General features: G+C 36.2%; 15 protein-coding genes and 1 riboswitch. Of the genes, 9 read left to right on the top strand and 6 right to left on the bottom strand.

Annotation, left to right across the window (positions count from 1 at the left end):
- Positions 1-37 precede the first annotated feature (37 nt).
- Positions 38-169 carry a BA3454 family stress response protein gene (locus BN1082_RS17970; protein WP_090636662.1) on the bottom strand — a complete coding sequence of 44 codons (132 nt, stop codon included), beginning with the start codon at positions 167-169 and terminating at the stop codon, positions 38-40.
- 178 nt (positions 170-347) lie between these two features.
- The gene (locus tag BN1082_RS17965; RefSeq protein ID WP_141650886.1) at positions 348-578 is read right to left on the bottom strand and encodes a hypothetical protein; all 231 of its coding nucleotides are present in this window, start codon (positions 576-578) and stop codon (positions 348-350) included.
- 271 nt (positions 579-849) lie between these two features.
- On the opposite strand from BN1082_RS17965, the gene asnS reads away from it, so the two are divergent.
- From asnS to BN1082_RS17945, 4 genes are all read left to right on the top strand, one after another.
- Positions 850-2,241: an asparagine--tRNA ligase gene (gene asnS / locus BN1082_RS17960; RefSeq protein ID WP_090636659.1), complete on the top strand. Its 1,392-nt coding sequence runs from the start codon at positions 850-852 to the stop codon at positions 2,239-2,241.
- Positions 2,242-2,761: 520 nt separating this feature from the next.
- A complete protein-coding gene (locus tag BN1082_RS17955) occupies positions 2,762-3,130 on the top strand; it encodes a DUF2089 domain-containing protein (protein ID WP_090636657.1) in 369 nt (122 codons plus the stop codon).
- Complete coding sequence (locus BN1082_RS17950; RefSeq protein WP_090636655.1) at positions 3,131-3,514, top strand: SHOCT-like domain-containing protein; 384 nt, start codon at positions 3,131-3,133, stop codon at positions 3,512-3,514.
- Entirely contained in the window at positions 3,507-3,791 is a 285-nt protein-coding gene (locus BN1082_RS17945; RefSeq protein WP_245640483.1) for a hypothetical protein, read from the top strand. The genes BN1082_RS17950 and BN1082_RS17945 overlap by 8 nt, the downstream gene beginning before the upstream one ends.
- A gap of 167 nt (positions 3,792-3,958) precedes the next feature.
- Here the strand turns inward: BN1082_RS17945 and BN1082_RS17940 are convergent, their stop codons facing one another.
- Positions 3,959-5,455, bottom strand: coding sequence for an amino acid permease (locus tag BN1082_RS17940; RefSeq protein WP_090636653.1), 1,497 nt, complete (start codon positions 5,453-5,455; stop codon positions 3,959-3,961).
- 139 nt (positions 5,456-5,594) lie between these two features.
- Positions 5,595-5,782, bottom strand: a riboswitch (Lysine riboswitch).
- Between the two features lie 262 nt (positions 5,783-6,044).
- Between BN1082_RS17940 and BN1082_RS17935 the strand changes: the two genes are divergently transcribed.
- Together BN1082_RS17935 and BN1082_RS17930 are read left to right on the top strand one after the other, a co-directional pair.
- Complete coding sequence (locus BN1082_RS17935; RefSeq protein ID WP_090636651.1) at positions 6,045-6,860, top strand: YitT family protein; 816 nt, start codon at positions 6,045-6,047, stop codon at positions 6,858-6,860.
- Between the two features lie 167 nt (positions 6,861-7,027).
- On the top strand, positions 7,028-8,269 hold the full coding sequence (locus BN1082_RS17930; protein WP_176699862.1) for an MFS transporter: 1,242 nt from the start codon (positions 7,028-7,030) through the stop codon (positions 8,267-8,269).
- Between the two features lie 361 nt (positions 8,270-8,630).
- On the opposite strand, the gene BN1082_RS17925 is transcribed toward BN1082_RS17930, so the two are convergent.
- The 3 genes from BN1082_RS17925 to BN1082_RS17915 all read right to left on the bottom strand — a co-directional run bounded on the left by BN1082_RS17925 (position 8,631) and on the right by BN1082_RS17915 (position 10,084).
- Complete coding sequence (locus tag BN1082_RS17925) at positions 8,631-9,491, bottom strand: DUF421 domain-containing protein (protein WP_090636645.1); 861 nt, start codon at positions 9,489-9,491, stop codon at positions 8,631-8,633.
- 24 nt (positions 9,492-9,515) lie between these two features.
- On the bottom strand, positions 9,516-9,722 hold the full coding sequence (locus BN1082_RS17920; RefSeq protein WP_090636643.1) for a DUF1657 domain-containing protein: 207 nt from the start codon (positions 9,720-9,722) through the stop codon (positions 9,516-9,518).
- Between the two features lie 158 nt (positions 9,723-9,880).
- A complete protein-coding gene (locus tag BN1082_RS17915) occupies positions 9,881-10,084 on the bottom strand; it encodes a DUF1657 domain-containing protein (RefSeq protein WP_090636641.1) in 204 nt (67 codons plus the stop codon).
- 248 nt (positions 10,085-10,332) lie between these two features.
- Between BN1082_RS17915 and BN1082_RS17910 the strand changes: the two genes are divergently transcribed.
- From BN1082_RS17910 to BN1082_RS17900, 3 genes are all read left to right on the top strand, one after another.
- Positions 10,333-10,938, top strand: a complete 606-nt coding sequence (locus BN1082_RS17910) for a hypothetical protein (RefSeq protein WP_090636640.1) — start codon at positions 10,333-10,335, stop codon at positions 10,936-10,938.
- 278 nt (positions 10,939-11,216) lie between these two features.
- Positions 11,217-11,657, top strand: a complete 441-nt coding sequence (locus BN1082_RS17905) for a MarR family winged helix-turn-helix transcriptional regulator (protein WP_090636638.1) — start codon at positions 11,217-11,219, stop codon at positions 11,655-11,657.
- A gap of 7 nt (positions 11,658-11,664) precedes the next feature.
- Entirely contained in the window at positions 11,665-12,318 is a 654-nt protein-coding gene (locus tag BN1082_RS17900) for an HlyD family secretion protein (RefSeq protein ID WP_090636635.1), read from the top strand.
- Positions 12,319-12,325: the final 7 nt, after the last annotated feature.

Below are 12,325 nucleotides of genomic sequence, written 5' to 3'. Positions count from 1 at the left end.
GTCTAACCCTAAGTGTTGGGACATCCTCTATTTAATATTATTTCCATTGTTTTTGCACTTGTTCATAAGCAAGGCGGTGAATCTCCTCTTCAGAAGTATTCGGATTGATAATGACATTTGTTACATAGCTTTTACCGTTGAATGTGATGGTAACATCTACTTGGATCATATAAAATCACCTTTCTTTATTTGGAGGAATTGGACAAATGCTTTTAATCATTACATAATATTTCATCATATTCTAACTTTCTATTTTTTATTCCTTTTACCTTAGAAGTTTGATACTTACAACTCAAAAAGTATGTTAATCCTTTATGTGTAATAAAAAAGCTTCTAAAAAGGAAGTTTCAAACCTCAATTAACATAAATTCCTCGGCAAATATCTGTACTTTGTATTTGTCTATTTTATTTTGTTTTACTAATGATTCTGCGATTACAAGATGTGGTTGGAATGAGGCATTCTTTTTTAGCTCACGAATTGATACGTCACCATTCAATAGTTGAATGGCTTTTTCTCTGATGTCTTGACTTGTTGTAGACTGGTAAAGGAGATAAGCAATACAAGTAACTTTATCCACAAAAAATCCTCCTCCATCAAGAAACACATATTTTATATTCATTTCGACAACCTTCTGAATTATTCCTGCTAATATTCTGAAAATTGGCTAAAAAATAACAGCTTAGCACAATATTATTTAAAATAACCGGAAATATGGTTGGTTATTGCTAAATTGGTGTGATATTTTGTATAATATTGAAGGGATAAAAGAACAACGATAAACATGGATTTTGCCTTTCGTCCCTATTGGGAAGGAAGGTTTTTTAGTTATACATAGGAGGTCTATAGGAATGAAACAAGTCTTAATAAAGGATTTGTACAGAAATACTGAGAGCTTTGTAGGTCAGAAAGTTGAGTTATCTGGGTGGGTTCGGACTATTCGTGATTCGAAAACCTTTGGTTTTATCGAGTTAAATGATGGCAGTTTCTTTAAGGGAGTTCAAATTGTTTTTGATGAACAATTAGATAATTATAAAGAGATCACGAAGTTCCCAATTAGTTCTTCCATTAAAGTTGAGGGAGATTTTATCCATACACCTCAAGCAAAACAACCATTTGAAATTAAAGCCATGGCAATCATCTTGGAAGGTAGCTCCAATGTCGATTACCCATTGCAAAAGAAAAAACACTCATTTGAGTATTTAAGAACCATCGCACATTTACGACCAAGAACAAATACTTTTTCCGCTGTTTTTCGGATTAGGTCTCTTGCTTCCTACGCGCTGCACAAATTCTTCCAAGAGAGAGGATTTGTGTATGTTCATACCCCAATTATTACAGGAAGTGATACCGAGGGTGCGGGAGAAATGTTCAGAGTAACCACGCTTGATTTGGACAATCTTCCTAAAAATGAGGAAGGAAAAATAGATACAACCCAAGACTTTTTTGAGAAGGAATCCAATCTTACGGTAAGCGGACAGCTTAATGCTGAAGCTTATGCCTTAGCCTTCCGAAATGTGTATACATTTGGACCAACCTTTCGGGCAGAAAACTCTAATACGGCAAGACATGCTGCTGAATTTTGGATGGTTGAGCCAGAGCTTGCATTTGCAGAACTTCCTGATGTTATGAATCTGGGCGAGGATATGGTGAAGTATGTTATTAACTATGTTCTTGAAGAAGCACCCGAAGAAATGAACTTCTTTAATAGCTTTATTGAAAAAGGCTTGCTTGAAAGGCTAGAACAAGCTCGCACAGCTGACTTTGGCCGTGTTACTTATTCCGAGGCCATTGAGATCTTAAAAAATTCTGGTGAGAATTTTGGATACCCAGTTGAATGGGGGCTAGATTTGCAAACGGAGCATGAACGATATTTATGCGAAAAAGTCTTCAAGCGACCATTATTTGTTACGGATTATCCGAAAGAAATTAAAGCCTTCTATATGCGTCTAAATGAAGATGGCAAAACGGTTGCTGCTACTGATTTACTTGTTCCAGGAATCGGTGAGTTAATTGGCGGTAGCCAGCGTGAGGAACGGGAAGAAGTATTATTACAAAAAATAAAAGACCTTGGCATGAATGAAGAAGATTACTGGTGGTATCTGGAATTAAGGAAATATGGTGGTACAAAGCATTCAGGATTTGGAATTGGCTTTGAACGCTTAATCATGTACTTAACAGGAATGACGAATATTAGAGATGTTATCCCATTCCCAAGAACACCAGGAAATGCAGAATTTTAATTAGAAAAGCGGAAGCGCCTTGATCAGGGGCGACAGGCATAAGACGAGCCGGCTTTAAGGTTGATTTTTAACCTTCATGTCGGCTTGGCTTATGACCCCGAGCCCCTAGGCGCTGAAGCTGGACAATTCTCGAATTCGATTTTTATTATTTCTTATCTGAATAGGATCCCTTTGAGGGATCCTTATTTTTTTGGCTGTGTTAAAGGTCATTGTTGATTTTTGAAACTATGTTGATTGGAGCGGAAGGCGCGAGACTCCTCCGGGGTACGGGGCTGGGGAGACCCCACAGGCGCATTAGCGCCGAGGAGGCTCCCCGGAACGCCCGCGGATGCTCGCTTCTTGAGCGCAAATCAACAGGCAAGTTTAACACAGTCATTTTTTAAATTTAAAATCATTGATTTTAATTACATAATTAATATATTTAATTTTTTTATTAAAAATAATAAATTTTATAAATTATAACTTTAAATTTCGAGTGAATTATTGTATGATATGGTTAAGATCAGGAAAGGAGAGAACTATGGCTTACCCTTTAATTACAAATTGCCCAGTTTGCAGCAAGCAGCTAAAAATTACAAAGCTGCAGTGTACTCATTGTCAAACAACGATAGAAAATGAATTTGAACTCTCTAAGTTCTCGGCACTTAGTCAGGAGCAGCTCCATTTCATTGAAATCTTTCTAAAAAGCCGAGGAAATATCAAGGAAGTTGAAAAAGAATTGGGAGTCTCTTATCCCACTGTCCGTGGAAAATTAGATGACATTATTTCATCACTAGGATATTCCACGAATAAAAAAGTAGAAATTGACAAGAAAAAGGTTGTCATGATGCTTGAAAAAGGTGAAATAAGCGCAGAAGAAGCTATTTCAATATTAAAGGAGGAATCGTAAATGCAGGACGAAATTTCAAGAGTATTGTCAATGGTAGAGGAAGGAAAGATTGATAAGGAGCAGGCCACTGAATTAATCAATGTTTTGCAAGGTAAAGAAAAACCTGTTCTCCTTAAGAAAGATAGCCCATATGGAAACAAAATGCTAAAAATCCAGGTTTCCTCTGAAAAAGGTGACAATGTTAACGTCAATCTGCCAATAAATCTAGTCAAGGCAGTATTAAAAGTGGGAACGAATATTGCTGAAAAAATACCTCAAGCTGAAAAATATGTGAAGGATATCAATATCGATCTTTTGATTGAAGCGATTGAAAATGAATTAGATGGGCAGATTGTGGATGCCACTTCTGCAAAGGGTGAGAAAGTATTAGTTGTCATTGAGTGATGAAATGATCAAAGTAAAAATTAAAACAAAAAATAAGAGAATAACCATTCCAGTCCCCTATGTATTTGTAAATATATTTAGTGCTGTTTTATCGTCAAAGAGGATGGTAAGGTTCGCAAATAGAGCGATTGAAAAAGAAGGAAAAGTGAGCTTTAGAGTCCCGCAAATAGAAAGAAAAGATTTAAAACCATTACTTCGTGCCCTTTCAAAAAATAAGGGACTACTGTTAGTAGAAACCAAGCTAAAAGACGGAACTGAATTAATCGTTAAACTTTAAAACACGACTCATAATTATTGGAGTAGTGTTTTTTTGTTTATTTCTATCTATTTGGAAATTACAAAACGAAGTCAAACTAAGATATAGTTGCTTTTTGGGAAAAAAATAAAAAAAGAGGATGACCCAGTCTGACACTTTTGTTTTAGGGCATCCTCTTTACTTATAAATTAATTTGATAAATCACATTTATCTAATGGAACAATTTTCGTTTTTTTAATGAATTTATAGCCAAACCATAAAATAAAGAACAATGGCAATCCAATGTAGGCAACTAAAGCACCATACCAATCAATATGAGGCCCCATGAATGCGGCATAGTTTTGACCTAGAACGACAAATGTACAAAGCACAAAAGCGAAGATCGGACCAAATGGAAAGAATTTTGATCTATAAGGTAAATCGTTTAGATCCTTTCCTTGGGCAACATATGCTTTACGAAAACGATAATGACAAACAGCAATTCCGAGCCAAGCGATGAATCCAGACATTCCGGAAGCGTTGAGCAGCCAGTTATAAACGGTACCTTCCCCAAATAATGAAGCAAAGAAAGTAAGAGTTCCAACTAATGATGTTACTATAAGAGCATTAACAGGAACACCACGCTTGTTTAATTTTCCAAGAAATTTAGGTGCTTTTCCATCTCTAGCTAAGTCCCAAAGCATCCTTGTTGATGCGTACATACCAGAATTACCTGCAGAAAGGACAGCGGTTAGAATAACGGCATTCATAACCGAAGCAGCAAAAGCAATTCCTGCTTTCTGGAAAACAAGGGTAAAAGGACTTACTGTAACATCACCGCTAGCTAAATTTGGATTTGTATAAGGGATTAGAAGCCCAATGACAAGGATCGCTAATATATAGAATAAAAGTATACGCCAAAATACTGATTTTATCGCACGAGGTATTGATTTAGCCGGATCATCGGTCTCGCCAGCAGCGACACCTAAAAGTTCTGTTCCTTGGAAAGAGAATCCAGCAGCCATAAAGATACCAAGCATGGACATAAATCCGCCGTGGAATGGAGCATCGCCAATGGTGAAGTTTTTAAAGCCGATAAATTGACCGCCCAAAATTCCGAAAATCATCAAAGTACCAGTAATAATAAAAATTATAACGGTTACGACTTTAATTAAGGAGAACCAATATTCAGCTTCACCAAAGCCTTTTACAGATAGATAATTTAGTAAAAACATAATTACTAAAAATAATGCGCTCCAAATAATGGAAGGGGTATGAGGAAACCAGAATTTCATAATCACGGTTACAGCAGATAACTCAGCTGCAATAGTAATGGCCCAGTTATACCAATAGTTCCAGCCAAGGGCAAAACCTAAGGCAGGATCGATAAATTTAGTAGCATACGTACTAAAACTCCCTGCAACCGGCATATAAGCACCCATTTCCGCTAAACTGGTCATTAAGAAGTATACCATAACACCTATTAGGAGATAGGAGAGAAGAGCTCCTCCTGGACCTGCAGTGTGAATAGCACCGCCGCTTGCTAGAAAAAGACCTGTACCAATTGTACCGCCGAGAGAAATCATCGCAAGGTGACGTGATTTTAGACTGCGTTTTAATTGATCTGCTTCCACTTCGGGAATACTTTCTGGAAAAATGGTTGGGTCGTCATAATCTTTTCTTACTTCTACTGTATGTGTTTCCATTTTCATTGCTCCTTTAAATTGACTTATCAGCTCCATGACGAATAATTATACTGGAGCTATTCTGATTTGGAAGGAGTTGGGAATAAAAAATGCCAACGAAGATAATCGATGGCGTTGACAATAGCCCGCATCAAACCTTCCGACAGATAGCTCAACACGACTGGCTTGTCGGACCGATCGTGACAGTTCTGTTCCTATTCGGATACAGCCCCAGCATACTTCAATAGAGATGAAGCACACTTCGGCAGTTTTTCCTTTCAACCGGCGTCAGGGATTCTCTGGATCTCTTCCGTTTTACTATTAAAAACTGCGACCTCTACCTCATCGGTTTTGATGAGGATAAATTTATTTAAATAAATTATGTTAAAAATCTATATTATTATTATACAAATGTCAATAAGTTTTTGATGGATACAATTAATTAATGTGAAAAAGTGAGCATTAATCCTTTGTTTCCTATAATATGTAAAATCGGCGGTCCAATTGGCAGATAATTATTTATTATTTTAAAAAACTAATTTATTTACTTTGTTAGATGAAATCGGTATCATTTTCTCAAGAATATTTTCAGAAGAGGAGGTTGCTTCCCATGCAGTTTTTTGGACTGATTATTGGATCCCTCATTGTAGTTTGTGGCTTTAATCTATTTTTAATTCCTCATCACGTATTAAGCGGCGGGTTAAGTGGGATCTCTATGATATTAGGATTGATTACACCATTAAACACAGGGGTAGCTAATTTCCTATTAAATCTTCCCTTACTGATTATTGGCTATAAAATGCTCGGAAGAAGGTTTATTGTCAATACTATTATTTCAGTTGTGGTGATTTCTTTAGGACTTTATATCGTTCCTATACATGAAATTGCAAACGACAGGATTCTTTCGTCCATTTTTGGTGGGGCAGTTACCGGTTTAGGGGTCGGGATTGTGTTTCGTTGTTCAGGTTCAACTGGCGGCTTTGACATTATTGGAATGATTGTCTCAAGAAAAAGAGATTTTCCCATTGGAATATTGTTATCAGGAATGAATGCTGTCGTCATCGTTATTAGCGGATTTTTATTTAACTGGGATTCAGCACTTAACACCTTGGTATCAATATATGTTACCGGAAAAGTTGTTGATGCTATTTACACCGATCATGCGAAACTGACCTTAATGATAATTACAGAACAAGGTGAAGAAATGCGCAAGCATTTATTGTCAAATCTATACCGAGGTTTGACTATTATCGATGGTGTAGGTGGGTATTCAAATGGAAAACGTAATATTTTAATTACGGTTATTTCTAGGTATGAACTAAATGAAGTGAAAAATCTGATTAAAGAGGCCGATCCTACCGCTTTTGTCAATATTTCAGAAACAATTGAAGTCATGGGCCTGTTTCACCGGCCAAGCCCAAAATAAATGTAAAACCCCAGAAATGGGGTTTTTTTATTATTAACAAATAGTTAGAAAATTTGATATACTTAAAAAGGTATTTTTTTTTTTTAAAACGGAGGAAGTCCAATGTAAAAAATCCCTTAACTTTTAATTGAAAATTTCATAAAAAGTGAGGGAGTTCTATGTCCAAAATGTTCGGAAAGCAAGCATCCTTCCGGTTTCTTTGGTTTGGTCAAATGTTTGCCAACCTAGGGGATGTTTTGTATATCGTCTGTGTAATTAAGTTAATTCATGATACAACAGGATCGGTCACTTATATGTCACTTGTACCGTTTCTGAATACATCTTCATTACTGATCAGCGGTTTTTTAGCACCATTAGTTATTAATAAATACAAGCTTCAATCAATTTTGTTTTATACACAAAGTGGGAAGACAGTCTTACTGCTTGTGTTGTGTTTTATAGCTCCATTTATTCATCTGAAGATTCTTTATTTGATTTTTATTCTCATTTGCTTCATAGCTTTTTTAGATGGTTGGGCTTCACCAGCACGTAATGCGCTGATTCCGAACCTCGTTGAAGATAGTAAGCTTGTGAAAACGAACAGTTTACTCGCCATATCAGATCAGGTTGTCCAATTAATCGCATGGCCAATCGGTAGTATCCTTTTATTTGCCTGGGGTGGGAAAAACATTCTCTGGCTGACGTTTAGTTTGTTTGTTGTTTCAACTGCTTTTATGTGGTTTATTGGCAATGTTGCAAATTTGCATCTTCAAGAAAAGCAATCACGTTTGAATGCTTTAAAGGAAGGCTGGAGCATAATCTGGCAAACTCCGCGCTTAAGGACCATTAGTTTTATGAATATCCTTGAAACAATGGCAAATGGAGTATGGATTGCTGCCATCCTATTTGTTTACGTCAGTGAGGCGTTACACAAGGGAGAAAATTGGTGGGGGTTTATAAATGCAACCTTTTTCGCGGGAATGCTTTTTAGTGGTATCTTCATTTACCGATATTCAAATGTTTTAGAAAAAAATTTAGGAAAAACGATGCTTTGGTCAAGCTGTTCTTTAATTATCATTACGACCTTGTTTGGGACCACATCGATTCCTTGGTTTGCTTTATTCGTTTCTTTTATATACGGCTTCCCACAAATGGCCCGGGATGTAGCTGAAACGACTATCATTCAAAAAAGCGTTAATAAACAGCATCTTGCTAAAGTCTATTCTGCTCGAGGAACATTAATCTATGGAGCTTTTGGGATATCTTCACTGATAATGGGATGGGTAACAGATCAATTTGGTGTACGGGTTTCCTTTATTTTTGCAGCTGTTCTTTTCCTTTTTTCCTATTTAGTTGCCCAAATAAACAAAAGATCTTTATTTATGGTAACAACAGAGGAAGAGTTAAACGAATCTTTATATCCAGAATAAAATAAAACCCTAATCAAAGGTAGGGAAATAAGAGGGTGTCCCAAAAGGGGTCAGACAACACTATATGTACAACGTTCATGTTAATTTTTCCTCTATGTTGATTGGAGCGGAAGGCGCTCGACTCCTCGAAAATACTATCGCATTTCCTTCGTGCGTGGGCGGATTCAAGGATGTAATTCAATGTCCTGCGGGAGAACGGGGCAGGGGAGACCCCACAGGCGCAGGTAGCGCCTAGGAGGCTCCCCGGACCGCCCGCGGATGCTCGCTTCTTGAGCGGAAATCAACAGACAAGTTTAACAGACCATTAATAAAAAAGGGGTGCCCCAAAAAGTTTTGGGACACCCTCTTTTAATGAGTATGATTATAGCATTAGATACGGTTTTAGCTGATCTATGATATCTTGAACAATCGCTGCATTCTTTTCATACATTTTCTTTGATTTTTCACATTCCGTTGCTAAAGAAAACACCTCTAAATCTGCATGGGTTTTTTTCAACATTGCCATTAACAAAGGACGTTGAACAGGTTGTGGTACATTAATTTTATCATCATATAGATCGACGGTAAGGACACCGTATGAATCAACCTGTCCTATAAACACATTTTCAAGTGTGACATCTAGTTTTTCTAATTCAGTCCGTAACCATCCAGGGCTTTTTTCTGCGGAACGTAACGCTTCTAATAAAACTTCTCCATCCATGATCACTGTCTGCGGTTCTTTTTCATTTGACATCTTCATTTGTAAATCCTTTGGAGTTAGCGGACGATTTTCCCTTTTCAGTAAAGCACTTAAATTTCCACGCGGTTCTAAAACTGCATATTCGACATCAGCTATATTAAAGATATCTTTTTGCCTTAGTAAGGCAGATAATTCATCAATTGTGTATTTTTCTTTCTTTAAATGATCTTCCAGGACCTTCCCATCTTTAATGACAACGGCACCTCTCCCGTCCATTACATCGCGAAATTTTTTGCTTTTTAAGGAAAGGTAGTCCGCCAAAAAAGTAATAAGACCAAAAACGATGATAGCTAAGGCGCCGTGATACATGTTACTTTCAAGTCCTGTTACAACCTCACCGGCAATGCTTCCGATGGTAATACCAGCAACATACTCAAAGAAAGATAATTCGGAAATTTGTTTTTTCCCAAGCAGCTTTGTGGTTAAAAATAAGAGCAGTAAAAAAATTACAGATCGAACGATTATAAAAACCCATCCTGGCATTTGTTTTCACCTCAAACCTATAATCTATGATCCTTGATACTGCGGTTCAAGACGTTCAAGTTCTAGCACTCGCTTTTGGAGATCTTTTTTTACATCTCCCATCCTTAATGTGGTTTCATGGAATACTCTTTTAGCATCCTCATCGAGAGAATTTAGGGAAAACGTTGATAGCTGAGATTCAATATCTTTTATAGTGGCAAGACATTGCTTAACACTTGATGCAACTGTCACATGAATCTTCCTTTCTTGTTAGCTCTATGTATTTACATGAGGGAATATGTAAGAAAGGTTGGCAGGGCAGCCAACCTAAAATTTTTGTCCCGCACAAGCACTCTCTGGGTCTGGTTATCAACCAACCTGTCCAGAAGCAATCTTCAGGCTTTTCTTATTTATTGGTTATACTGTGGTTCTTCCGCTTGTATTTCTTGTAGCCTTGGTTCAATGGTACTTAGAACTTGCTGAGTTTGCTGTGCAGCCTGTTGATAAAGCTGTTTTGCATTTTGGTTATCTGTTGCTAAAGCAAAGGTTTCAAAACTCGCTTGAGCACTTTTTAGACTTGCAAGTGCTTGTTTTACTTGTGTTCCAACTGTCATCTCAAATCCCTCTTTCATGTAAAAATTGAATTACGAAAATAGTATGTGATTTAAGTATCCAAATATGTATTTCAAGGTAATGGGATTTAATTCCACTCGTTATTTGAAGCATGATTATTTTCAAATATGAATTCGCATGCTCTTGAAACTTTCTTATTGATTATTCGTCAAAATCTTCAGTATATATATTTTTGAGATAAAATGGAAGAAAAAAGTTATTATTTTTCAAAAGAAAAGAGGGGGAAGAAATGGGGATATTTTTGCGTAAACGTTCAAACGAAGAAGGGCATGTTAAATTAATTGCTTATACAATTATTCTTTATATAAGCAGTTTATTTGTGCCATTTGTGATTGTAGCTTCCTATCAAAGCATGGTTTATTATTCCAAATCACAATGGCTTTTTTCTACACCGTCTTCAGCCTATATCACGTTTATGATGGGTATGTTATTTATTGCAATTGTATTTACTGCCTATCTGATTCTTAAAGTCAGATGGGATACCAGATCTTTAAAATGGATAACAGGTCTATTCATTCTCTTATCAGTTCCGTTTTTTATATTTAGCCTTACGAATTATTATTATTTAGACCAAAAAGGGATACATTATAATTCTCTGACAAGTTTAAAGGAAAAAGAATACCAATGGGAAAATGTCTCAACTATTAATATCATATACCGAAATCACAATGGTACTACTGGTTATTATCAATATAAATTTCTAATGGGTAACGATAGTGAAGTAACCATTCCTTATAGTGATAAACTAGCCGAAAATAAATGGCGAATGGAAGAAATGATTAGAAAATATAACATTAAATTAAAAGACAACTATAAAAATCCTATTATTGATTAACAAAAGAGGATGTCCCTTTACAAAGTGTCATACCCCTCAACACACAATAAATAGCTGAACCTTACATAATAAGCAGCTATATTTTGAGTGTTAAGCGAGGGGGCAGATCATTTGGGATATCCTCTTTTAGATATTCATTTAAATCAAGAAATGGGTGAAATATTTTATTGTTGACATACTAATAGTTAGGTATATATAATTTTATTCTGAAATATTTTAATTCGTATACGAAATGTTTCGTTAGTAATAATTAGGATTACGAGAGGAAGGAGGCAATAATGTATTTTTTAAATAATGAAATCTTCGAGTCCTTTTCAGAAATTAACAAAGCAATTTACCATCTTGGTAAATTTGAGGCTGATCGTGTAGGTGTGACAGTTGTACAATTAAAGGCATTATATAGAATTTCAATAAATCCGGACATAAGCTTGGGAGAGCTGGCGGAAAAATTAAGGTTAACGAATAGTACAGTAAGTGGTGTAATTGATCGATTAGTCCAAAGTGAGCTAGTGGAAAGGATTATTCCACCCGAGAATCGCAGAGCAATATCGATTCACTTAACTGAAAAAGGTAAAGGATTGTTAGAAAAAATTTATACTTCAGATTCAATATTGATTAGGAAAATGAACAGTCTATTAGAAATGCCAAAAGAAGACATCGCTCATTTATTACGATTACACAAACTAGTACTATCAAAGCTTACACTTGAGGAGGAATAATTTATTTATGAATACAAAACGTTTACTTTTACTAAACATTATTATTTTAATTGTTTTGGTAGGTGGAGGATTTGGAGCCTATGCCTATTACAATCGAACTGTAAATTATTTAACAACTGATAATGCCCAAATTACCGGACAGCAAGTAACCATTGCGGCACCTGCCAATGGGAAATTAACTGATTGGACTGCAAAAGTGGGAACTCATTTTTCTAAAGATGATCAAATTGGAACGATTCTTTCTGCAGCAACAGGTGCGACCCCAACAACCATTCCAGTGACACTTCCAACAAATGGAACAATCATTCAATCAAATGCAGTTAAAGATTCCTTTGTAGCGGCAGGAACACCTTTAGCCGTTGCCTATGACCTAGACCACCTATGGGTAACAGCTAATATTGCTGAAACAAACATTAATGAAGTGGCAGTTAACCAAGATGTGGACATTTATGTTGATGCATTTCCTAATACCAGCCTTAAAGGAAAAGTTGAAAAAATCGGATTAGCAACTGCCGGAACTTTTTCACTTTTACCAAGCACTAACACTACTGGTAACTTTACAAAAGTAACCCAAGTTATTCCTGTTACTATTTCTATTGATGATTACAAAGGATTGCAAATTGTCCCTGGTATGAACGTGACCGTGAGAATTCATAAGTAGGTGATAT

The sequence above is a fragment of the Neobacillus massiliamazoniensis genome (genome assembly GCF_001048695.1).
GTDB lineage: Bacteria > Bacillota > Bacilli > Bacillales > Cytobacillaceae > Neobacillus > Neobacillus massiliamazoniensis.
This window is presented reverse-complemented; position numbering and strand designations above follow the sequence as displayed.